The sequence below is a fragment of the Agrococcus sp. SCSIO52902 genome, assembly GCF_022983135.1.
In the GTDB taxonomy this organism is placed as follows: domain Bacteria; phylum Actinomycetota; class Actinomycetes; order Actinomycetales; family Microbacteriaceae; genus Agrococcus; species Agrococcus sediminis.
In genome coordinates this window covers 399881-422607 of sequence record NZ_CP095269.1, presented here as the reverse complement: position 1 = coordinate 422607, position 22727 = coordinate 399881, and the positions used below count along the sequence as shown (strand labels likewise).

Here is a 22727-nt window from a genome sequence, read left to right as displayed (position 1 = left end):
AGTGATCACAGGTCGTAGTCGACGATGACGGGGGCGTGGTCGGACCATCGGGTGTCCCACGCGCTCGCGCGATCGATGCGGTAGTCGCGGGCGACCGCCGCGAGGGCGGGCGAGGCCATGTGGTAGTCGATGCGCCAGCCGGTGTCGGTGTCGAACGCCTTGCCGCGCTGCGACCACCAGGTGTAGGGGCCGTCGACGCCCGGATGCGCGGCTCGGCCCACGTCGACCCATCCGTGGCCGCGGCCGCGCCGGCCGTCGACGCCGGTCACCATGCCGGTGCCGAAGAAGCGGTCGAGGTGGCTGCGCTCCTCGGGCAGGAAGCCCGCGTTCTTCTGGTTGCCGCGCCAGTTCTTGATGTCGAGCGGCGTGTGGCCGACGTTGAAGTCGCCCATGACCACGGCGTGCTCGGCGTGCGAGCGCAGCTGCGGCAGGCGCTTCGCCATCGACTCGAGGAAGCGGAACTTCGCGTCCTGCTTCTCGCTGCCGACCTCGCCGCCCGAGTGCACGTAGGCGGAGACGACTGTGAGCAGCGTCTCGCCGAGGAGGAAGTCGGCCTCGAGCCAGCGCCCCTTCGTGTCGAAGGTCTTCAGCCCGATGTCGGTGCGGTGCTCGATCGACGGCTCGCGCGAGAGCACGGCGACGCCGGCGCGGCCCTTCGCGGTGGCCGGGTCGTGCAGCACGTGCCAGCCGGGCACGAGCGGCAGGAGGTCCTCGTCGAGCGCGCGCACCTCCTGGAGCGCCACGATGTCGAAGCCGCCGGCCTCGAGCCACTCGCCCATGCCCTTGCGGAATGCGGCGCGCACGCCGTTGACGTTGACGGAGGCGATGCGGACCATGCCCTCGAGCCTACCGAGCGGGCACGGGGGTGCCGGACGGCCGGGGCCCGCCCGAAGTGGCGGGAGGAGGTCAGCGGATGCGCCGCGCGAGCCGCTTGTGGAGCCGGGCGTGGCCGCCGCCCTCGCGCCGGTTGGCCTGCACCTCGACGAGCAGCTCCTTCGCCTGCGCGGGGCTCAGGCGCGCATCGATGCCGCCCGCCTCGACGAGCCGCGTGTAGGCGCGGCCGGTGGGCGTGACCGCGACGAACGCGAGCGCCACGAGCAGGATCTGCATGATGAAGCCGAGCCAGATGAGGATGATCACGACCGCGGCGACGCCGGCGAGCAGCGGGTTGTTCTCGACCGCGCCGAACAGCAGCGACGCGAGCAGCTTGAGCACCTGGAAGGCCACCGCGCAGGCGAGGGCGGCGAGCACGACCTGCTTGGCGGGCAGCCGCAGCCGGCCGCCGAAGCGGAACAGCAGCAGCACGATGCCGGTGTCGAGCAGCAGCTGGATGGCGAAGCCGAGCACCCGGCCCGCCCAGCCGAGGCCGAGCGCGTCGGCGAGCGTCTGCGTGACGACGAGCAGCCCGGAGGAGACGACGACGAGCAGGCCGATGCCGAGCGCGACGCCGAGGTCGCCGAGCTTCAGCAGGATGACGTTCGACGGCGGGGCGCCGAGGTCGAACATCGCGCGGAAGCCCTCGCGGCTCACGCCGATCCAGGCGATCGCGGTGATCAGGATCGAGGCGGCGGCGATGGCGCCCGCCCAGCCGACGATCGTCGAGCCGGTGAGCTGCTCGACGTCGAGCGCGCCGCCCTCGCCGATGAGCCCGGGGATCGACGACGAGATCGAGTCGATCACGGCCTCGCGGAGCGCCACGTTGCCGCCCAGCACCGCCATGAAGATCGCGAACGCGACGAACAGCGCCGCGAACAGCGACAGGAACGCCTGGAGGGTCATGCCCTGCGCGAGCACGGGGCCGCGCTGCTCGCTGTAGCGCTGCCACGCCCGCACCGGCCACGACCGCATCACGCGCTCCAGCAGCGGCTTCATGGTGCCTCCGGTCGGGGTCGTGGCGGGCAGAGGGCCCAGCGTAGTGTGGCGGGATGGGTGCGCTCTCAGGGGTCGGAGTCGGTCGGGGCATCGCTGTCGCGAAGGTGCTGCGGATGCCGGAGCCCCTGGCCCCGCCGAGCGACGAGCCGCTCGCCGCCGACGCCGGCGCCGAGCACGAGCGCGTGCGGCAGGCGCTCGAGGGCGTCGCGCACGAGCTGCAGGCGCGCGCGGCCGCCGCGGGCGGCGACGCGCAGGAGGTGCTCGAGGCCGCCGCGCTCATGGCGCAGGACCCGGCCATCCTCGACGACGTGCGCGCGCGGCTCGACGGCGGCGCGAACGCCGAGCGCGCGACGTGGGATGCCTACGGCGCGTTCCGCGACATGCTCACGGCGATGGGCGGCTACATGGCCGAGCGCGCGACCGACCTCGACGACGTCGCCCAGCGCGTCGTCGCGCGCCTCCGCGGCGTCGCGGCGCCGGGCGTGCCGCAGTCCGACGAGCCGTTCATCCTCGTCGCGCGCGACCTCGCGCCCGCCGACACGGCGACCCTCGACCTCGAGCGCACGCTCGCCCTCGTGACCGAGGAGGGCGGCCCCACGTCGCACACGGCGATCCTCGCCCGCTCCAAGTCGCTGCCCGCGGTCGTCGGGGTCGTGGGGCTGCTGTCGGCGGTCGCCGACGGCCAGCGCATGATCGTCGACGCGCGGGCCGGCACCGTCGTGCTCGACCCGGACGACGCATCCGTCGCCGCCGCCCTCGTCGAGCGCGAGTCGCGGGCGGCCGCCTCGAGCGCGCCCATCACCGAGGGCGCCCTCGCCGACGGCACGAAGGTGCCGCTGCTCGCGAACGTGGGCTCGCCGAAGGACGCGCCCGCGGCTGTCGCGCTGGGCGCGGAGGGCGTGGGGCTCTTCCGCACCGAGTTCCTCTTCCTCGACTCGTCGAGCGCGCCGAGCGTCGAGGCGCAGACCGCCGCCTACACCGAGCTGCTGCAGGCGTTCCCCGGCAAGAAGGTCGTCGCGCGCGTGCTCGACGCCGGCGCCGACAAGCCGCTGCCGTTCCTGAACGACGCCCACGAGGAGAACCCGGCGCTCGGCCTCAGGGGCATCCGCGCGCTGCGGGCGACCGAGCAGATCCTGCGCGACCAGCTCACGGCGCTCGCGGACGCGCAGGCGGCGACCGAGGCGGAGCTGTGGGTGATGGCCCCGATGATCGCCGACGTCGAGGAGACCGAGTACTTCGTCGCGCTCGGGCGCGAGCTGGGGCTCCGCACGGTCGGCGCGATGGCCGAGGTGCCGTCGATCGCGGTCGTCGCCGACCAGGTGCTCGAGGTGGCCGACTTCGTCTCGATCGGCACGAACGACCTGACGCAGTACACGCTCGCCGCCGACCGGCAGCTCGGCTCCGTCGCCGCCTTCCAGGACCCGTGGCACCCGGCGGTGCTGCGGCTGGTGGGGATGCTCGGCGAGGCCGGGGCGAAGGCCGGCAAGCCCGTGGGGGTGTGCGGCGAGGCCGCGGCGGATCCGGCGCTCGCGGTCGTGCTCGTCGGCCTCGGCGTGACGTCGCTGTCGATGAGCGCCTCGGCGCTCGCCGACGTGCGCGCCGAGCTGCTGACCGTGACGCTCGACGAGGCGCGCGAGCGCGCCGCTCGGGCCGTCGCAGCCCGCTCGGCGGCCGGCGCGAGGGCGGCGGCTGCCGCCTAGCGCTTCCGCCCGGCCGCGCGGGCGACCGCGACGGCGAACTCCCGGGCGCGCTCCCGCTCGCCCTCGATCGGCAGCACCACGACCTCCTGGGCGACGGCATGCACCTGCTTGCGCAGCCGGCGCCGCGCCCGCGCGCGCCGGGACGCGCCGACCGCACCACCGATGAGCGCGCCCACGAGGCCGAGCACGATGCCGAGGAGCACCCCGCCGATGAGCCCCACGAGCGGCACCGGCCAGCCGTCGAGCCATGTCGCCGTGCCCTCGACCTGCGGGATCGTCGGCGCGACCATGCCCCACAGCGGCAGCAGCACGGGCAGCAGCAGCCAGATGCCGCTCACGACCGCCGCGAGCAGCGCGATCCACTGGATCGCGGCGAGGAGCGGCCACCACCAGGAGCCGCGCGCGCCGAGGTCGGTGCGGGCGACCGCCCGGTCGAGCTCCGCCGGGAGCCGCTCGAGCGCATCCGCCGCGTGCTCGTGGATCGCGGCCGACCAGCCCTCACCGAGTCCCGTCGCGGCCGCGCCGGCGTAGGCGCGCACCGCGGTGCCCGCCTGTGCGCGCTGCGCGGCGCTCATGGGCGGCATGCCGGTGCGGTGCACCTCGGCGTCGCGGCCGCGCTCGCGGCCGAGCGCGAGGTGCAGCCGTCGCAGCGGGTCGGGCGCGAGCCGCAGCATCCACGCCGTGAGCGGCCAGCCGGTCACCTGGCCGGCGCGCTTGCGGTAGCTGCCGGCGACCGCCTGCGCGACCGCCTCGACGTTCGCGGCGGCGCCGAGGCCCCGCTCGAGCTGCTGCACGTCGGCCGAGCGCACCTTGCCCGGCACGCCCGACTGCTCGAGCCTGCCGGCGATGCCGCGGATGTCGGCGGCGAGGCGCTGCGAGGCCGCCTTCCGATCGGCGGCGAAGCGCGCGATGAGCGCCCGCAGGTCGTCGATGCCCTCGCCGGTGACGGCCGAGACCGGCAGCACCCGCACGCCCTCGAGCCCGTCGCGGCGCAGCAGCCCGCGCAGCGAGCCGACGACGTGCTGCACCTCGTCGGCCGGCAGCCGGTCGACCTGGTTGAGCACCGCCGCAGTCACCGCCGCGTGCGTCGCGAGCGGCGCGATGAAGTCGCGGTGGATGACGGCGTCGGCGTACTTCTGCGGGTCGACGACCCAGACGAGCACGTCGACCTGGCCGGCGAGCCGCTCGGCGATCGCGCGGTGCTCGAGCGCGACCGAGTCGAAGTCGGGCAGGTCGAGCACGATGAGCGACAGCTCCTGGCCGGCGGCGAAGGGCCGCTCCATGATGCGCCGGTCGCGCACCTGCAGCCAGTCGAGCAGGGCGGATGCGCCGCGGGGGTTCCAGACGGCCGCGAGCGGCTCCGAGGTGGTCGGCCGCCGCACGTGGGTGCGCGCGAGCGCCTCGCCCGCCAGCGCGTTCATGAGCGACGACTTGCCGGATCCGGTCGCGCCGAACAGGCCGACGACGGTGTGCTCGGAGGACAGCGCGCGGCGCTCGCCGGCGCTCGCGGCGATGCGGCGCACCGCCTCGAGCTCGGCCTCCGGCACGCGGCCTGCGCCGAGCTCGGCCGCCTCCGAGAGCGCGCCGAGCAGCGCGTCGACGGTCGGCTCGCTCATCGCGGCGCCCCAGGGCGGTCGTCGCGCTCGCGCTCGTCGGCGGCGTGCGGGCCCGGCTCGAGCTCGCGCACGTCGTCGGCCTCCCCGTCGACCGGCGGCTCGGCGTCGTCGTCGAGCGCCTCGCCCTCGACGAGGTCGCTCGGCTGCAGCGCCCGCGAGGGCCGCTCGTCGGTGCGTCCGTCGGCGCGCCCGACGGCCGCCATCGCGGTCTCGAGCTCCGTCGCCGCGTCCCGCAGCGCATCCGCCGCCGTGCCCGCCTCCACGGGCGCGAGCAGCGCATCCCAGCGCGACGCCTCCCGCTCGAGCAGCGCGCGCACCCGGGTCTCGAGGTCGTCGCGCGCCTGCGCGGCCAGTCGCCGCACTGCGTCCTCGCCGAAGATCGTCTCGAGCAGCTTCTGCCCGACGACCGCCGAGCCGCCGGCGATCGCGAGCTCGCCGCCGGTGAGCCCGCCGGTCGACGCGAACACCACGACCATGAGCGCCACCGTGATCACGTTGAGCCCGAGCGACATCACCCGCGCCTTGGTGCGCTTGCCGGCGGCCTGCTCGGTGATGAGCTCCATGAGCGCCTGCTGCCAGTCGCGCACGAGCGTCGCGGCGCGCTCCGAGAGGTCGGGCGACGGATGCGCGAGGTCGGCGCCGCTCGTGAGCTGCCGGCCGACGGCGCTGTGCCGCACGCGCTGCCACGCGTCGGAGGCGGCGCGGCCGGCCTCGTCGACCATGACCGCATGCAGGCCGCTCTCGATCTCGTGCTCGACCTCCACCGCGGGCGGGGGCTTGCCCTGGAACCACGCGACGACCTGGTCGCGGGTGCGGGAGTACCAGGACTCGACGGTGCGGAACACGTCGGAGGTGCCGACGAAGTCCTGCCAGCGGGCGAGCACCTCGCCGCGCAGCAGCACGCCGTCGCGCGTCGCGTCGGTGACGCGCTCGGCGGCGTCGGCGTGCGCGGTGCGCACCGTGTCGCGGAGGTCCTGCGCGACCACCAGCTGCTCGTCGCGCGCGTCGGCGACGGCGCGCGCCGTGACGCCGAGCCGCTCGACCGTGCCCGCGAGCGTGCGGCCGGCGATGCGGGCCCGCTCGGCGCGGTCGCCGGCGATGCCGGTCAGCCAGCCGCGGATCGCCTCGGTCGCGGCATCGGGGAGCATGCCGCGACCGTCGAGCGGCGACTCCGCGATCACGAAGACCGGCGCGTCGGCGAGCCCCCGCACGGCGAGCATCTGGCGCAGGTCGGCCTCCACCTCGGCCTCGGCGCCGGGCGGCACCCGGTTCAGCACGACGCCGACGGTGATGTCGCGGGCGGCGGCGTCGTCGAGCAGCTTCCACGGCACGGCGTCGGCGTAGCGGTTGGCGGTGGTCGAGAAGAGCCACAGGTCGGCGGCGGCGAGCAGCTGCGCGGCGAGCGCGCGGTTCTCGTCGGCGATCGAGTCGACGTCGGGCGCGTCGAGGATCGCGAGGTCGCGCGGCACGCGCTCGTCGGCGACGAGCACGACCGAGCCGATGAGCGCGGCGTCGGGCTCGTCGCCCGCCTCGCTCGCGGGCGCCTCGCGCACGACGCCGCGCACCCGCGCGAGGCCGGGCAGGATGCGCGTCGAGCCGAACCAGCCGGCGTCGGCGGGGGAGTGCAGCAGGATCGGCTGCCGGGTGGTGGGGCGGATGACCCCGGTGCGGGTGACGGGATGGCCCACGAGCGCGTTCACGAGCGTCGACTTGCCGGCGCCGGTCGAGCCGCCGACGACTGCGAGCAGCGGTGCGTCGAGGTGGCTGAGGCGCGGCTGGATGTAGTCGTCGATCTGCCGCACGGCCGCCCTCCGCGCGTCGCGCGCGGCGTCGGCGCCAGCCACCGACAGCGGCAGGGCCACGCCGTCGAGGGCGTCGCGCAGGGCGTCGAGCCGGTCGAGGGCGGCGATGGTGGCGTCGGTCACGCCGCCAGTCTGCCCCACGAGCCCGAGCGTCGCCCGGGCTACCTGATCGGCGCCGGCACCCGCCGCAGCCGCGCGATGACCGTTGCGGCGCCGATCGCCACGCACACCGCCGCGGCGGCGACCGCGACGGGGAACGACGCCGGCTCGCCGAGCGCGCGCCCGATCCCGATCCACGACAGCCCCCAGAGCATGGCGAGCGCCGGGGCGATGCGGCCGCCGCCGCGGGCGGCGATCAGCGCGCCGACGAGCGCGACGACCGCCAGCACCACGATCGCGAGCGGCTCGAACGGCTCCGGCCTCACCCCCGCATCCGCGAGCCAGGCCGCGATGTTCGCGACCGTCGCGACCGACACCCAGCCCAGGTAGAGGCCGAAGGTGCCGTCGACGACGACCGCCTCGAGGCGCGAGGCGGGCCGGATGCGGCACAGCAGCTCGAAGATCGCGGCCAGCACCGCCAGCAGCACGACGATCACGACGACCGTCACCGGCAGCAGCCCCGCCTGCGCGCACAGGATCCACGCGGCGTTCAGCACGAGCGAGGCCACCGCGAGCCAGCCGATCGCGCGCTGCCGGCGGTCGTGGCGCTGGGCGGGCAGCACCTGCCAGACCGCGTAGACGGCGAACCCGAGGTAGATGACCGACCAGATCGAGAAGGCCGGGCTCGCGGGCGCGAGCGGCGTCGCGTCCGCCGCGAGCGCGCCGCTCGAGGAGGCCTGCACCTCGGCGCCGCCGAACGCGCCCGAGCCGAGCGCGGCCATCGCGAGCGTCACCGGCAGCGCGATGAGCACGGCCCAGGGGCGGATGCGGTCGAGCGTCGAGGTGCGGTCCATGCACGCAGACTACATTGCCAGGCTAACTATTCGACGAGCGGTCGCCGTGGATGTGCCGAGGGCCCGCCTCCGACCGATGGTGGTCGGGAGCGGGCCCTCGAGAGGCGGGCGCTCGCCTAGAGCTTGACGCCCGTCAGCATCGCCTGCTTGACCTCGGCGATCGCCTTCGTCACCTGGATGCCGCGCGGGCACGCATCCGTGCAGTTGAAGGTGGTGCGGCAGCGCCACACGCCCTCGCGGTCGTTGAGGATGTCGAGGCGCACCTGGCTCGCCTCGTCGCGGCTGTCGAAGATGAAGCGGTGCGCGTTCACGATCGCCGCCGGGCCGAAGTACTGGCCGTCGGTCCAGAACACCGGGCACGAGGTCGTGCACGCGGCGCAGAGGATGCACTTCGTGGTGTCGTCGAAGCGCTCGCGCTGCGCGATCGTCTGGTGGCGCTCCTTCTCGGGCTTGCCCGAGGCCTGCAGGAACGGCTGGATCTCGCGGAAGGAGTCGAAGAACGGCTCCATGTCGACGATGAGGTCCTTCTCGAGCGGCAGGCCCTTGATCGCCTCGACGTAGATGGGCTTCGAGATGTCGAAGTCCTTCACGAGCGCCTTGCAGGCGAGGCGGTTCTTGCCGTTGATGCGCATCGCGTCGGAGCCGCACACGCCGTGCGCGCACGAGCGGCGGAAGGCGAGCGACGGGTCCTGCTCCCACTTGATGCGGTGCAGGGCGTCGAGGATGCGCTCCGTCTGGTACATCTGGACGTCGTAGTCGACCCAGCGCGGCTCGTCGTCGACCTCGGGGTCGTAGCGGCGCACGATGAGCGTGACGGTGAAGCTCTCGGGCACCTCGACCGGCGCGGCCTCGACCGGGCGGTCGGCGGCCTCGGCCGCGGAGTCGACCGGCGCGGCGCTCGTGCCGCTCGAGGACATCGCGCTCTCGGCGTCGGCCGTCGTCGCCTCGACGGCGGCGTCGGCCTGCGCGGCGGGGTCGCCGGTCTCGGCCTCGCGCTCGAAGCCGGCGCTGTTCTCGTTCTTCTGCTCGCTCTCGGCCATCAGTACTTCCGCTCCGTCGGCTGGTAGTGGGTGACGCGCACGGGCTTCCAGTCGAGGCGGATGCCCTGGCTGGCTCCCGTCTCGGCGTCGGTCCGGTACGCCATCGTGTGCTGCATGTAGTTCACGTCGTCGCGCGTCGGGTAGTCGTCGCGCATGTGGGCGCCGCGCGACTCCTTGCGGTTGATCGCCGAGACGACCACCACCTCGGCGAGGTCGAGCAGGAAGCCCAGCTCGACGGCCTCGAGCAGGTCGGTGTTGAAGCGCCGGCCGCGGTCGTGGATGCGCACGTTCGGGTAGCGCTCGCGCAGGGCGGCGATGTCGGCGAGCGCCGTCTGCAGCGTCTCCTCGGTGCGGAACACCTGGGCGTTCCGGTCCATCGTCTCCTGCAGCGCCTTGCGGATCTCGGCGACCGACTCGGTGCCCTCGCCCTCGCGCAGCTGGGCGAGCATCTTCACGACGCCGTCCGCGGCGTCCGCGGGCAGGTCGACGAAGTCGGCCGTCTGCGCGTACGCGACGGCGTTGTTGCCGGCGCGCTTGCCGAAGACGTTGATGTCGAGCAGCGAGTTCGTGCCGAGGCGGTTGGCGCCGTGCACCGACACGCACGCGCACTCGCCGGCGGCGTAGAGGCCCGGGATGACGGTCTCGTTGTCGCTCAGCACCTGCGCGTCGTTGTTGGTGGGGATGCCGCCCATCGCGTAGTGCGCGGTGGGGTAGACGGGCACGCGCTCGACCACCGGGTCGACGCCGAGGTAGGTGCGGGCGAACTCGGTGATGTCGGGCAGCTTCGTCTCGAGCACCTCGGCGCCGAGGTGGGTGCAGTCGAGGTAGACGTAGTCCTTGTTGGGGCCCGCGCCGCGGCCGTCGAGCACCTCCTGCACCATCGAGCGGGCGACGATGTCGCGCGGCGCGAGGTCCTTGATGGTGGGGGCGTAGCGCTCCATGAAGCGCTCGCCGGAGGCGTTGCGCAGGATCGCGCCCTCGCCCCGCGCGCCCTCGGTGAGGAGGATGCCGAGGCCCGCGAGGCCCGTCGGGTGGAACTGGTAGAACTCCATGTCCTCGAGCGGCAGGCCCTGGCGCCACACGATGCCGACGCCGTCGCCCGTGAGGGTGTGCGCGTTGGAGGTGGTCTTGTAGATCTTGCCGAAGCCGCCGGTGGCGAAGACGACCGACTTGCCCTGGAAGACGTGGATCTCGCCGGTCGCGAGCTCGTAGGCGACGACGCCCGAGACGCGCTTGACGCCGTCGACCTCGGCCATGATCAGGTCGAGAGCGTAGAACTCGTTGAAGAACTCGACGCCGTGCTTGACGCAGTTCTGGTAGAGCGTCTGCAGGATCATGTGGCCGGTGCGGTCGGCCGCGTAGCAGGCGCGGCGCACGGGCGCCTTGCCGTGGTCGCGCGTGTGGCCGCCGAAGCGCCGCTGGTCGATCTTGCCGTCGGGCGTGCGGTTGAACGGCAGGCCCATGTTCTCGAGGTCGTAGACCGCGTCGATCGCCTCGCGCGTCAGGATCTCGGCGGAGTCCTGGTCGGTGAGGTAGTCACCGCCCTTGACGGTGTCGTACGTGTGCCACTCGTTGCTGTCCTCCTCCACGTTGGCGAGCGCCGCGGCCATGCCGCCCTGCGCCGCACCCGTGTGGGAGCGCGTCGGGTAGAGCTTCGTGATGACCGCGGTCGACGCCTTGGGCGCCGCCTCGATCGCCGCGCGCATGCCGGCGCCGCCGGCCCCGACGATGACGACATCGTGCTGGTGGTAGTGGATGCCGTCGGTGACGGAACTGTGATCAGCCATGGAAGGTGGGGGTCTCCGTAGATCTCGACTAGAGCGACGCGCAGAACTCCGGCAGCAGCGCGGGGTCGGCGGCCGTCGGGCAGGGGTCGAACGTGAAGGTGATGAGCGTGCCGAGGATGATCAGCACCGCGGCGGCGACGCCGATCGCGCCGATGGCGGCCGTGCGGATCGCGGGCTTGTGCACGTAGTCGTTGACGATCGTGCGCATGCCGTTCGAGCCGTGGAGGATCGCAAGCCACAGCATCGTGACGTCCCACCACTGCCAGAACGGGTCGGCGAGCTTGCCGCCCACGAAGCCGAAGTCGATGGCGTGGATGCCGCCCGGCGTCCAGAGCAGGTTGTAGGCGAGGTGGCCGAAGATCAGCACGACGAGCACGACGCCCGAGGCGCGCATGAAGATCCAGCCGGCCTTCTCGAGGTTGGGGCCGCGACGGCCCTTCGAGCGCGCCGGGTAGGCGTAGTTGGGGCTCTCGATCGTGGTGCTCATCACTCGCCCCCCTCGGCCGGCGAGAACACGTTCACCAGGTGGTTCGGCGTGAAGTACAGCATCAGCGCGACGACGACGCCCATCACGATCCAGAACAGCAGGCGCTGGTGGCGCGTGGCCCACGGCCACACGTCGACGAGGATGATGCGCAGCCCGTTCATCGCGTGCAGCACGACGGCGCCCACGAGCGCCACCTCGCCCAGGCCCATGATCGGGTTCTTGTACGACTCCATCACCGCGTTGTACGCTTCCGGGCTCACGCGGATCAGCGACGTGTCGAGCACGTGCACGAGCAGGAAGAAGTAGATCGCCACACCGGTGATGCGGTGGAGCACCCACGACCACATGCCCTCGTTGCCGCGATACAGCGTGCCGCTGAACGTGGTCCTCTGGGGCTTGGGGTCGGGGAGGGTGAGGCTGCTCGATGTCTCAGACACGCGCGTTCCCTCCGTTGGTCGACCGGGCAAGGTGCATCCATCCTATGCCCGCCCGCCGACGCCGTCGGCCCGTCGCGCTAGGCGTCGACGAGCCCGCCCGCGCCGCGGAGCGCGCGCCGCGCCGCCGCCTCGTAGTGCTCGAGCAGCTGGTCGGCGACCGCGTGCCACGACCGGCCGAGCACGCGGCGGCGGCCGGCCTCGCCCATCCGCGCCCGCATCGCCGGGTCGGCGGCGAGCGCCGCCACCGCGCCGCGGAGGGCGGATGCGTCGTCGGGCGCGAAGAGGAGGCCGGTGGTGCCGTGGTCCACGAGGTCGATGGGCCCGCCCGCGCGGGGCGCGACGACCGGCAGGCCGCTCGCGGCAGCCTCCTGCAGGGTCTGGCCGAACGTCTCCTCGGCGCCGGTGTGCACGAAGACGTCCATCGCGGCGTAGGCCGCGCGGAGCGCGTCGCCGTGCAGCTGGCCGAGGAAGAGCGGCCGCAGCCGCGAGAGCCGTGAGCGCGTCTCGGCCATGCCGGGGCCGTCGCCGACGATCACGACGCGGATGCCCGGCACGCCCTCGAGCGCCCGCAGCCGGTCGAGGCCTTTCTCGGGCGCGACGCGGCCGACGTAGCCGACGATCGCCTCGCCGTGGGGCGCGATGCGGCGGCGCAGCGCCGCGGCGGCCGGGCACTGGCGGTTGTCGGGGTGGAAGCCGTCGAGGTCGACGCCGCGCACCCACGGGTGCACGCGCTTCACGCCCGCCTCCTCGAGGTCGGCGATCGCCGCGGTCGAGGGAGCGAGCGTGCGGTCGGCGGCGTTGTGGATGCGCCGGATGATCCGCCACGCGAAGGCGGCGCCGGCGCCGAGCCGGTTGCGGCGGGCGAAGCCGGCCACGTCGGTCTGGTAGATCGCCACGCTCGGCAGGCCGATGCGCGCGGCCTCGGCGATCGCCTGGCCGCCGAGCATGAAGGGGCTCGCGGCGTGCAGCACGTCTGGCTGGAAGCGCGCGAGGAGCGACGCGACCTGCGGGCTCGGCAGCCCGACCGGGAACTGGCGGTAGGCGAACGAGGGCACCTCGTGCACCGGCACGCCGCGGTAGTGCATGGGCGCGCCGCACCGGGGGGTGATGACCATCGCCTCGCGGCCGGTGTCGACCAGGTGGTCGAGCACCCGGCAGACGGAGGTCGTGACGCCGTTGACGGTGGGGAGGAAGCTCTCCGTCACGATGGCCACCCGCTCGATGCGCACGGGGCAACCGTACGTCGGCGGCGCGGCCGAGGCTGGAAGCGCGCGGTGAACGGCGCGTGAACACCCCGGGCGGCGGCCGGCCGCCCACCGCTGGCTAGGCTCGCACCGTGACGGCGATCGACGACTTCTTCAGCATCATCCCCGCCGGCGGCGCGGGCTCTCGGCTGTGGCCGCTGTCGCGCGCCGATGCGCCGAAGTTCCTCCACGACCTCACCGGCAGCGGCAAGACGCTGCTGCGCGCCACCTACGACCGGGTCGTGCCGCTGTCGGGACCGGGGCGCACGATGGTCGTCACCGGCCGCGCCCACCGCTCCGCCGTCGAGGCGCAGATCCCCGAGCTCGACGACGCGAGCATCGTGCTCGAGGCCGACCCGCGCGACTCCACCGTGGCGATCGCGCTCGCCGCGGCCATCCTCCGCCGGCGCGAGCCCGACGTGATCGTCGGCTCGTTCGCCGCCGACCACGTGATCCATGACGAGCGCGCGTTCCGGCGCGCGGTGCAGGAGGCGGCCGCGGCGGCGCGCGCCGGCTTCATCGCCACCATCGGCATCACCCCCACGGAGCCCGCGATCGGCTTCGGCTACATCCGCGCCGGCGAGCCGGCGGGGATCGCGGATGCGCCGCACGCGGCGGCCGTGAGCGCGTTCGTCGAGAAGCCCTCGGCCGAGGTCGCGAGGCAGTACCTCGCCGGCGGCCACCACCTCTGGAACGCCGGCATGTTCATCGCGCGCGCCGACGTGCTGCTCGCCGAGCTCGCGATCGGCGAGCCCGAGCTCGCCGCCCAGATCGAGGAGCTCGCCGAGGCCTGGGACGAGCCGGCCCGCCGCGGCCCGGCGGTGGACCGGCTCTGGCCGCAGCTGAAGAAGATCGCGATCGACTACGCGGTCGCCGAGCCCGCGGCCGAGCGCGGGCGCCTCGTCGTGGTGCCGGGCGACTTCGACTGGGACGACGTGGGCGACTTCTCGGCCGTCGCGAAGCTGCACAACGGCGGCCGGCGCGGCCGCCTCGCGATCCTCGGGAGCGAGGGCACCGTGCTCGCCGACTCCGCCTCGGGCATCGTCGTCTCGCAGTCGAAGCGCATCATCTCGGTGGTCGGCATCCAGGACGTCGTGATCGTGGACACCCCCGACGCCCTGCTCGTGACGACGACCGACAACGCGCAGCGCGTGAAGCAGGTCGTCGACGCGGTGCGCCGCTCGGGCAACGCCGACGCCCTCTGACGCCGCGCCCTGCGCGCGCGGGCGCGGCGATCGCAGGGTGCCCGCACGCGCCATGGCGGTTACCATTGCGCCACCGCACGAAGGAGTCGCCGTGTCCCGCACGCTCTCGCCCGCCAGGGCCGCCACCGTCCTCGCCGCCCCGGCGCTGGCAGCCCTGCTGCTGCTCGCCGGCTGCTCGGCGCCGCCGCCCGCCGAGACCGCGGCGCCCGGCGCGAGCGACGCCCCCGAGCAGTCGCTCGAGTGCGCGCAGATGGTCACGAACTCCGGCGGCCTCAACGACCGCTCCTTCAACGAGACGAGCTGGGCGGGCATGGAGCGCGCGCAGGAGGAGCTCGGCGTCGAGGCGAACGTGCTCGTCTCCACCACCGAGAGCGACCTCGCGCCCAACGTCCAGGCCGCCGTCGACACCGGGTGCGGCTTCGTGCTCACCGTCGGCTACGAGCTGGCCGCCGCGACCGCCGAGCAGGCGGAGGCGAACCCCGACGTGCAGTTCGCGATCGTCGACGAGATCGTCGAGGCGCCCAACGTGCGCTCGATCGTGTTCGACACCGCGCAGGCGGCCTTCCTCGCCGGCTACGCCGCCGCATCCGTCAGCGAGACGGGCACGGTCGCCACCTTCGGCGGCGGCAACCAGCCGCCCGTCACCCTCTTCATGGACGGCTTCGCCGCCGGCATCGACGCGTTCAACGAGGCGAAGGGCGCCGACGTGCAGCTGCTCGGCTGGGACCCGGAGTCCCAGGACGGCACCTTCACGGGCGACTTCGAGAACGTCAGCCTCGGGCAGTCGCAGACGCAGGCCTTCATCGCGCAGGGCGCCGACGTGATCCTGCCGGTCGCCGGCCAGGTGGGGGAGGGCGCGTTCCGCGCCTCGCTCGACGCGGGCGGCGAGGTGCTCGTGCTCTGGGTCGACAACGACGGCTACGACACCCTGCCGGAGGAGTTCCGGCCGCTGCTGCTCACGAGCGTGCTGAAGAACACCGAGGACGCGGTGGTGGGCGCGGTCACCGACGCCGCCGACGGCACGATCTCCGACGAGCCCATCATCGGCACGCTCGAGAACGGCGGCGTCGACATCGCCCCCTTCCACGACCTCGACGACCGGGTCAGCGACGAGACGAAGGCCGAGCTGGATGCGCTGCGCGAGCAGATCATCGCCGGCGAGATCACGGTGGAGTCGCCCTCGAGCCCGTGACCGCGGTTTCGGGATTGCAACGATTGCGTTGCGGTGCCCTCAGACCGTCTCGAACCGCCGTCGCGCGGCCGTATGCTCAACCATCATGCGCTCAGCCGCGTCGCGGCGAGCATCCTTTGCACTGGAGGATCCCTTGAGGAAGTTCACCCGTACCGCCGCGCGCGGCGGCGCCATCGCCGTCGGCGCGATGCTGCTGCTCGCCGGCTGCGCCGCCGCCCCTGAGGCGCCCAGCGGCTCGTCGCCCGCCACCGAGGAGCCGGCCGCCACGGTCGACATCCAGCCCTGCATCGTCTCCGACTCGGGCGGCTTCGACGACCGCTCCTTCAACCAGCTCGGCGCCGAGGGCGTCCGCGCGGCGGCAGAGGGCCTGGGCGTCGAGGCGATCGAGGTCGAGTCGCAGTCGGAGGCCGACTTCGCCCCCAACATCTCGAGCGTCATCGACCAGGGCTGCAACATGGTCGTGACCGTGGGCTTCCTCCTCGCCGAGGCCACCGCGGCCGCCGCCGAGGCGAACCCCGACATCCAGTTCGCGATCATCGACGACAGCTCGATCGACCTGCCGAACGTGCAGCCGATCGTCTTCGACACCGCGCAGGCCGCGTTCCTCGCCGGCTACGCCGCCGCCTCGCACACCGAGACGGGCATCATCGCCACCTGGGGCGGCATCCAGATCCCGCCGGTGACGATCTTCATGGACGGCTTCTACGAGGGCGCCATGTACTACAACGAGCAGAACGGCACGGACGTGCAGGTGCTCGGCTGGGACCCCGAGGCGCAGAACGGCTCGTTCACGGGCGGCTTCGAGGCCGGCGTGGAGGCGAAGGCCATGGCCGAGACCTTCATCGGCCAGAACGCCGACGTGCTGATGCCGGTCGGCGGCCCGATCTTCCTCTCGGCCGCTGAGGCCATCCGCGACGCAGGCGAGGACTCGGGCATCACGATGGTGGGCGTCGACGCCGACCTCTACGAGACGTCGCCCGACAACGCCGACCTCTTCCTCACGTCGGTGCTCAAGGGCATGGCGCAGGGCACGCAGGCCGTCGTCGAGCAGGCCGCGGCGGGCGAGTTCTCGAACGAGCCGTACGTCGGCACGCTCGAGAACGAGGGCGTCGGCATCGCGCCGTTCCACGACTTCGAGGGTGAGGTCGACCCCGAGCTGCAGGCGCAGCTCGACGAGATCACCGCGGGCATCATCGCCGGCGAGATCACGGTCGAGTCGCCGGCGAGCCCGCAGCAGTAGTCCGCAGGCACGTGCGTGGGGGTCGGCTCCGGTCGGCCCCCACGCGCGTGAGCGGAGCCGAGGCACCTGCGGCTCCCGCGCAATCCGACTAGATTCACAGGCGTCGTCAAGGTCGAAGGAAGGCACATGGCCGTCGAGCACCCCACCCTCGAGCTCCGAGGGATCACGAAGCGCTTCGGCGCGCTGGTCGCGAACGACCACATCGACCTCGAGGTCCGGGCCGGCGAGATCCACTGCCTCCTCGGCGAGAACGGCGCCGGCAAGTCGACGCTCATGAACGTGCTCTACGGCCTGTACCACGCCGAGGAGGGCGAGATCCTGCTCGACGGCGCCCCCCAGCGCTTCGCGGGCCCCGGCGACGCGATGCACGCCGGCATCGGCATGGTGCACCAGCACTTCATGCTCATCCCCGTCTTCACCGTCGCCGAGAACGTGCTGCTCGGCCACGAGCGCGCCCTCGGCGGCCTCGCGGGCGCGAAGCAGAAGGTGCGCGAGATCTCGCAGCGCTTCGGCTTCCACATCGACCCCGACGCCAGGATCGAGGACCTGCCCGTCGGCGTCCAGCAGCGCGTCGAGATCATCAAAGCCCTCTCGCAGGACGCGAAGGTGCTCGTGTTCGACGAGCCCACCGCCGTGCTCACGCCGCAGGAGACCGACGAGCTGATGGCGATCATGCAGCAGCTCCGCGACGAGGGCACCGCGATCGTCTTCATCACCCACAAGCTCCGCGAGGTGCGCGCGATCGCCGACCGCATCACGGTCATCCGCCTCGGCAAGGTCGTGGGCGAGGCGAGCCCGCAGTCGTCGAGCACCGAGCTCGCGTCGATGATGGTCGGCCGCCCGGTCGAGCTCACCGTGCACAAGCGCCCGCCGGTGCTCACCGACAACCGCCTCGAGGTCACGGGCCTGACGGTGCTGGATGCGATCGGCCAGAAGGTCGTCAACGACGTCTCGTTCACGGTGCAGGGCGGCGAGGTGCTCTGCATCGCCGGCGTCCAGGGCAACGGCCAGACCGAGCTCACCGAGGCCATCCTGGGCCTCCAGCCCCGCGCCACCGGCTCGATCGACCTCAACGGCAACGAGCTGCTCGGCGACTCCGTGCGCGAGGTGCTCGACGCCGGCGTCGGGTTCGTGCCGGAGGACCGCAAGGTCGACGGCCTCGTCGGCGACTTCACGATCGCCGAGAACCTGATGCTCGACCGCTACCGCGGAGCGCCCTTCGTGAGCGCCGGCACCATCGACCGCGGCGCCCGCGACGAGTTCGCGACCGAGAAGCTCGGCGCCTTCGACATCCGCGCCCAGGGCATCGACACGCACGTCGGCACGCTCTCGGGCGGCAACCAGCAGAAGGTGGTGCTCGCGCGCGAGCTCGGGCGCCCCCTCTCGCTCTTCGTCGCCTCGCAGCCCACCCGCGGCCTCGACGTCGGCTCGATCGAGTTCGTGCACAGCCAGATCATCGCCACCCGCGACGCGGGCATCCCTGTCATCGTCGTCTCCACCGAGCTCGACGAGGTCGTCGGGCTCGCCGACCGCATCGCGGTCATGTACCGCGGCGGCGTGGTCGGCATCGTCCCCGCCGACACCAGCCGCGACATCCTCGGCCTCATGATGGCCGGGGAGCGCCCCGCCGGCATCCCGGCGCCGACCCCCTCGAAGGGAGCCGCAGCGTGAACGACAGGCCGCGCGACGCCGACGACCCGATGGAGCCCGCGGCGCAGCAGCACCCCGGCGGCTCGCCCGACTCCGGGGACGCCCCCGCGGTCGTGCACGCGCCCGAGGCCGCGGAGGTGGCCGCGCCGGCGGTCGTCGTGCCCACCGACGACCGGCAGGTCGAGCAGGAGGACCCCTGGGGCAGTGCCTTCCGCCGCATCATGGGCGGCAACCTCGTCATGGCCGTGCTCGCGATCGTCACCTCGCTCGTCGTCGGCGGCATCCTCATCGCCGCGACCGACGAGCGCGTGCAGGAGACGAGCGGCTACTTCTTCGCCCGGCCGGGCGACACGCTCGCCGCGGCCTGGGACGCCGTCGGCGGCGCCTACTGGGCGCTCTTCCAGGGGTCGATCCTCAACGTCTCGCGGGCCGACGCCGGCTTCGCGCAGCTCATCAAGCCGCTCACCGACACGCTGAACTTCGCCACCCCGCTCATCGCCGCGGGCCTCGGCGTCGCGATCGCGTTCCGCGTCGGCCTGTTCAACATCGGCGGCCGCGGCCAGATGCTGTGGGCTGCCGCGGCTGCCGGCTGGGTCGGCTACTCGTTCGCCCTGCCGCCCGTGCTGCACGTGCTCGTCGCGATCGCGGCGGGCATCGCCGCGGGCGCCATCTGGGGCGGCATCGCCGGCGCGTTCAAGGCGTACACGGGCGCGCACGAGGTGATCGTCACGATCATGCTGAACTTCGTCGCGCTATGGTTCATCACCTGGATGCTGCGCACGCCGGGCCTGCTGCAGAACCCGGGCAGCAACAACCCGATCTCGCCGCCGATGGCCGAGACCGCGGTGCTGCCGTCGATCTTCGGCCCGCCCTTCATCCTGCACTGGGGCTTCGTGCTGTCGGTCGCCGCGGTCATCTTCTGCTCGTGGCTCATCAACCGCTCGAACATCGGCTTCCAGTTCCGCGCCGTCGGCTACAACGCCAACGCCGCGCTCAACGCCGGCATGGACGTCAAGCGCCTCACCGTCTACGCGATGCTCTTCGCGGGCGGCTTCATGGGGCTCGCGGGCGCCCAGCAGGTGACGGGCGCCGTCACCACCGGCTTCACCTCGGGCATCGACGCCGGCATCGGCTTCGACGCCATCACGGTCGCGCTGCTCGGCGGCTCCACGCCGTGGGGCACCTTCTTCGCGGGCCTGCTGTTCGGCGCCTTCAAGGCCGGCGGCTTCCGCATGCAGGCGGCCGAGGGCGTGCCGATCGACATCATCCTCGTCGTGCAGTCGTTCATCGTGCTGTTCATCGCGGCCCCGCCGCTCGTGCGCGCGATGTTCGGCCTGCCGCAGCCCGGCAGGAAGTCGCGCAGGCAGCTGCGCGACGAGGCCGCGATCTCGGACGCGACCAAGGCGAAGGGAGCGCAGTCGTGACCGCGCAGCAGCCCACCACCCAGGCGCCGGCGCAGGCCGAGACCGTCGAGCTCGAGCGCGCGGTCGTCAAGCACTGGAAGGCGCCGATCTCGTACACGGTGCTCACGCTCGTCGCGCTGCTGCTCACGGTCGTGCTCGGCCGCGACGGCTCCGCGACGCTGCGCCTCGCCTCGTCCGGCGACCTGTTCCAGCTGCCGGATGCGGTGCTCCCGGCGCGCGCGACGGGCATCGTCATCGTCATCCTGCTCGCGGCGCTCACGGCGCTGTCGTTCTGGGCGGCGGCCACCGCGCGGAGGCTCGGCGTCTGGCTGCCGATCGTCTTCGGCGTGCTCTTCGTCGTCGCGTTCCTCACCTGGGCGGGCGCGGGCTCCATGATCCCGATCGCGGGCCTGCTGTTCGCGACCGTCGGCCTGTCGGTGCCGCTCATCCTCGGCGCGATGGGCGGCGTGCTCTCGGAGCGCGCGGGCGTCGTGAACATCGCCATCGAGGCGCAGCTGCTCGGCGGCGCGTTCACCGGTGCCGTGGTCGCCTCGGCCACCGGCTCGACGCTCGTCGGCGTCGTCGCGGCGATGCTCGCGAGCGTGCTGGTGTCGATGGTGCTCGCGGTCTTCGCGATCCGCTACTTCGTCGAGCAGGTCATCGTCGGCGTCGTGCTCAACGTGCTCGTCGCGGGCCTGACGAACTTCTTCTACTCGTCGGTGCTCACCGACAACCCGGCGCTCAACTCGCCCGTGCGCCTGCCGAAGATCCCCATCCCGCTGCTCGAGAGCATCCCGCTCATCGGCCCGGCGCTGTTCAAGCAGACGATCATCGTCTACGCGATGTACGTCATCGTGCCGCTCATCGCGTGGGGCCTGTTCAAGACCACCTGGGGCCTGCGCCTGCGCGCCATCGGCGAGCACCCGATGGCCGCCGACACGGTCGGCATCAAGGTGAACCGGCTGCGCTTCTGGAACGTCGCGCTCGCGGGCGCCGTCGCCGGCCTCGGCGGCGCGTACTTCACGCTCGACTCCAACGGCTCCTTCACGCGCGAGATGACGGCCGGACTCGGCTACATCGCCCTCGCGGCGGTCATCTTCGGCCAGTGGCACCCGATCAAGGCGACGCTCGCGGCGCTGCTGTTCGGCTTCGCGTCGGCGCTGCAGCAGACGCTCGGCGCGATCGGCTCGCCCGTGCCGAGCGAGTTCATGCTCATGCTCCCGTACGTCATCACGCTGCTCGCGGTGGCAGGCTTCATCGGGCGGTCGAGGCCGCCTGCGGCCAGCGGCAAGCCGTACGTGAAGCAGTAGCGGCGATGGGCGACATCGACTGGAAGGCGCTGCACGACGCGGCCCACGAGGCGACGCGGCACGCGTACGTGCCGTACTCGCGGTTCCCGGTGGGCGCCGCGGCGCTCGTCGACGACGGCCGGGTCGTGACCGGCGCGAACATCGAGAACGCCGCCTACGGCGTCACGCTGTGCGCCGAGTGCTCGCTCGTGAGCGCGATGGTGATGGGCGGCGGCGGCCGGCTGATGGCCTTCGCGTGCGTCAACGGCGACGGCGAGCGGCTCATGCCGTGCGGCCGCTGCCGCCAGCTGCTCTCCGAGCACGCCGCCCCCGGCATGCTGCTCGACACCGTGAGCGGCATCCGCACCATGGCGGAGGTGCTCCCGGATGCGTTCGGCCCGGGCGCGCTCGACGCCTATGCCGCAGGGCATCCCGAGACCGGAGGGGCAGATCGTGGCTGAGGCCTTCGACGCCGTCGACATCATCCGCACGAAGCGCGACCGCGGCTCGCTCTCGACCGAGCAGATCGACTGGCTCATCGATGCGTACACGCGCGGCTACGTCGAGGACCCGCAGATGGCGGCGCTCGCGATGGCGATCCTGCTGAACGGCATGGAGCGCCGCGAGATCCACGACCTCACGATGGCGATGATCGCCTCCGGCGAGCGGATGGACTTCTCGTCGCTCGACGCGCCCACGGTCGACAAGCACTCGACCGGCGGCGTCGGCGACAAGATCACGCTGCCGCTCATGCCGCTCGTCGCCGCCTTCGGCGCCGCCGTGCCGCAGCTGTCGGGCCGCGGGCTCGGCCACACGGGTGGCACGCTCGACAAGCTCGAGTCGATCCCGGGCTGGCGGGCCGAGCTGACGAACGACGAGATGCTCGAGCAGCTGCGCACGGTCGGCGGCGTCGTGTGCGCGGCCGGCACGGGCCTCGCCCCGGCCGACAAGCGGCTCTACGCGCTCCGCGACATCACCGGCACGGTCGAGGCGATCCCGCTCATCGCCTCGTCGATCATGTCGAAGAAGATCGCCGAGGGCACCGGTGCGCTCGTGCTCGACGTGAAGTTCGGCTCCGGCGCGTTCATGCAGGAGTTCGAGCGCGCCCGCGAGCTCGCGCTGACGATGGTCGAGCTCGGCCGCGACGCGGGCGTCGAGACGCGCGCGCTGCTCACGACGATGGACGTGCCGCTCGGCCTCGCGATCGGCAACGCCAACGAGGTGCGCGAGTCGGTCGAGGTGCTCGCCGGCGGGGGCCCCGCCGACGTCGTCGAGCTCACCGTGGCGCTCGCCCGGGAGATGCTGGATGCGGTGGGCAAGGGCGACGCCGACGTCGAGGCCGCGCTCGCCGACGGCCGCGCGATGGACGTCTGGCGGCGCTTCGTCGTCGCGCAGGGCGGCGACCCGGATGCGCCGCTGCCGGTCGCGCGCGAGACGCACACGGTGGTCGCCGAGGCCGACGGCGTGCTCGCGCGGCAGGAGGCGCTGCCGTTCGGCATCGCCGCCTGGCGGCTCGGCGCCGGCCGTGCCCGCGCGAGCGACCCGGTCGTCCACGCGGCGGGCATCGACCTGCACGTGAAGCCGGGCGACGCGGTGCGGAAGGGCGACCCGCTCTGGACGATCAGCGCCGACGACGCCACCCGCATCCCGCGCGCGCTCGAGGCGCTCGAGGGCGCCTGGGAGCTCGCGGCGCCCGGTACCGAGGTGCCGGTGCCGCCCATCGTGCGGGAGCGCATCGCCTGACGTCGGCCGCGCCGCCGGCGCGCGTCGTCGGCAACACGACGGCAACGTTCGACGGATAGCATCGAGA

At 73.1% G+C, this 22727-nt stretch carries 19 protein-coding genes; 9 read left to right on the top strand and 10 right to left on the bottom strand.

The features are described from left to right. Window positions 1-5: 5 nt before the first annotated feature. Window positions 6-836, bottom strand: coding sequence for an exodeoxyribonuclease III (locus tag MU522_RS02050; RefSeq protein ID WP_128188804.1), 831 nt, complete (start codon window positions 834-836; stop codon window positions 6-8). Between the two features lie 70 nt (window positions 837-906). After that, window positions 907-1872, bottom strand: coding sequence for a YhjD/YihY/BrkB family envelope integrity protein (locus MU522_RS02045; RefSeq protein ID WP_246992125.1), 966 nt, complete (start codon window positions 1870-1872; stop codon window positions 907-909). A 53-nt stretch (window positions 1873-1925) separates the two neighbouring features. Between MU522_RS02045 and ptsP the strand changes: the two genes are divergently transcribed. Then, entirely contained in the window at window positions 1926-3572 is a 1647-nt protein-coding gene (gene ptsP / locus MU522_RS02040; protein WP_281440013.1) for a phosphoenolpyruvate--protein phosphotransferase, read from the top strand. Here the strand turns inward: ptsP and MU522_RS02035 are convergent. The 8 genes from MU522_RS02035 to MU522_RS02000 form a co-directional block, all read right to left on the bottom strand. Continuing rightward, window positions 3569-5188: a GTPase gene (locus tag MU522_RS02035; RefSeq protein WP_246992121.1), complete on the bottom strand. Its 1620-nt coding sequence runs from the start codon at window positions 5186-5188 to the stop codon at window positions 3569-3571. The two genes, ptsP and MU522_RS02035, sit on opposite strands and share 4 nt — an antisense overlap. Continuing rightward, on the bottom strand, window positions 5185-7113 hold the full coding sequence (locus MU522_RS02030) for a dynamin family protein (RefSeq protein ID WP_246992112.1): 1929 nt from the start codon (window positions 7111-7113) through the stop codon (window positions 5185-5187). Before MU522_RS02030 ends, MU522_RS02035 begins: the two co-directional genes overlap by 4 nt. A 38-nt stretch (window positions 7114-7151) precedes the next feature. After that, window positions 7152-7943 (bottom strand): tryptophan-rich sensory protein, encoded by a 792-nt coding sequence (locus MU522_RS02025; protein ID WP_246992110.1) that lies wholly within the window; start codon window positions 7941-7943, stop codon window positions 7152-7154. A gap of 116 nt (window positions 7944-8059) precedes the next feature. Continuing rightward, window positions 8060-8983: a succinate dehydrogenase iron-sulfur subunit gene (locus MU522_RS02020; RefSeq protein WP_225792852.1), complete on the bottom strand. Its 924-nt coding sequence runs from the start codon at window positions 8981-8983 to the stop codon at window positions 8060-8062. After that, the gene (sdhA, locus tag MU522_RS02015; protein ID WP_146357873.1) at window positions 8983-10770 is read right to left on the bottom strand and encodes a succinate dehydrogenase flavoprotein subunit; all 1788 of its coding nucleotides are present in this window, start codon (window positions 10768-10770) and stop codon (window positions 8983-8985) included. Before sdhA ends, MU522_RS02020 begins: the two co-directional genes overlap by 1 nt. Before the next feature lie 28 nt (window positions 10771-10798). Further along, entirely contained in the window at window positions 10799-11257 is a 459-nt protein-coding gene (locus MU522_RS02010) for a succinate dehydrogenase hydrophobic membrane anchor subunit (protein WP_246992108.1), read from the bottom strand. Then, window positions 11257-11625 (bottom strand): succinate dehydrogenase, cytochrome b556 subunit, encoded by a 369-nt coding sequence (gene sdhC, locus MU522_RS02005; protein ID WP_281440034.1) that lies wholly within the window; start codon window positions 11623-11625, stop codon window positions 11257-11259. The genes MU522_RS02010 and sdhC overlap by 1 nt, the downstream gene beginning before the upstream one ends. A 146-nt stretch (window positions 11626-11771) precedes the next feature. Continuing rightward, window positions 11772-12923, bottom strand: coding sequence for a glycosyltransferase family 1 protein (locus MU522_RS02000; RefSeq protein WP_246992107.1), 1152 nt, complete (start codon window positions 12921-12923; stop codon window positions 11772-11774). Between the two features lie 107 nt (window positions 12924-13030). Between MU522_RS02000 and MU522_RS01995 the strand changes: the two genes are divergently transcribed. The 8 genes from MU522_RS01995 (at window position 13031) to MU522_RS01960 (ending at window position 22660) form a co-directional block, all read left to right on the top strand. After that, window positions 13031-14143 (top strand): mannose-1-phosphate guanylyltransferase, encoded by a 1113-nt coding sequence (locus MU522_RS01995; RefSeq protein WP_128188794.1) that lies wholly within the window; start codon window positions 13031-13033, stop codon window positions 14141-14143. Window positions 14144-14234: 91 nt separating this feature from the next. After that, a complete protein-coding gene (locus MU522_RS01990; RefSeq protein ID WP_246992105.1) occupies window positions 14235-15335 on the top strand; it encodes a BMP family ABC transporter substrate-binding protein in 1101 nt (366 codons plus the stop codon). Between the two features lie 133 nt (window positions 15336-15468). Beyond that, entirely contained in the window at window positions 15469-16575 is a 1107-nt protein-coding gene (locus tag MU522_RS01985) for a BMP family ABC transporter substrate-binding protein (RefSeq protein ID WP_225792850.1), read from the top strand. A gap of 126 nt (window positions 16576-16701) precedes the next feature. Further along, the gene (locus MU522_RS01980; RefSeq protein WP_246992103.1) at window positions 16702-18246 is read left to right on the top strand and encodes an ABC transporter ATP-binding protein; all 1545 of its coding nucleotides are present in this window, start codon (window positions 16702-16704) and stop codon (window positions 18244-18246) included. Further along, window positions 18243-19649, top strand: a complete 1407-nt coding sequence (locus MU522_RS01975; protein WP_246992101.1) for an ABC transporter permease — start codon at window positions 18243-18245, stop codon at window positions 19647-19649. Before MU522_RS01980 ends, MU522_RS01975 begins: the two co-directional genes overlap by 4 nt. After that, entirely contained in the window at window positions 19646-20938 is a 1293-nt protein-coding gene (locus MU522_RS01970; protein WP_246992099.1) for an ABC transporter permease, read from the top strand. The genes MU522_RS01975 and MU522_RS01970 overlap by 4 nt, the downstream gene beginning before the upstream one ends. A gap of 5 nt (window positions 20939-20943) precedes the next feature. After that, a complete protein-coding gene (locus MU522_RS01965) occupies window positions 20944-21378 on the top strand; it encodes a cytidine deaminase (protein WP_246992097.1) in 435 nt (144 codons plus the stop codon). Further along, complete coding sequence (locus MU522_RS01960; protein ID WP_246992094.1) at window positions 21335-22660, top strand: thymidine phosphorylase; 1326 nt, start codon at window positions 21335-21337, stop codon at window positions 22658-22660. Before MU522_RS01965 ends, MU522_RS01960 begins: the two co-directional genes overlap by 44 nt. Window positions 22661-22727 lie beyond the last annotated feature (67 nt).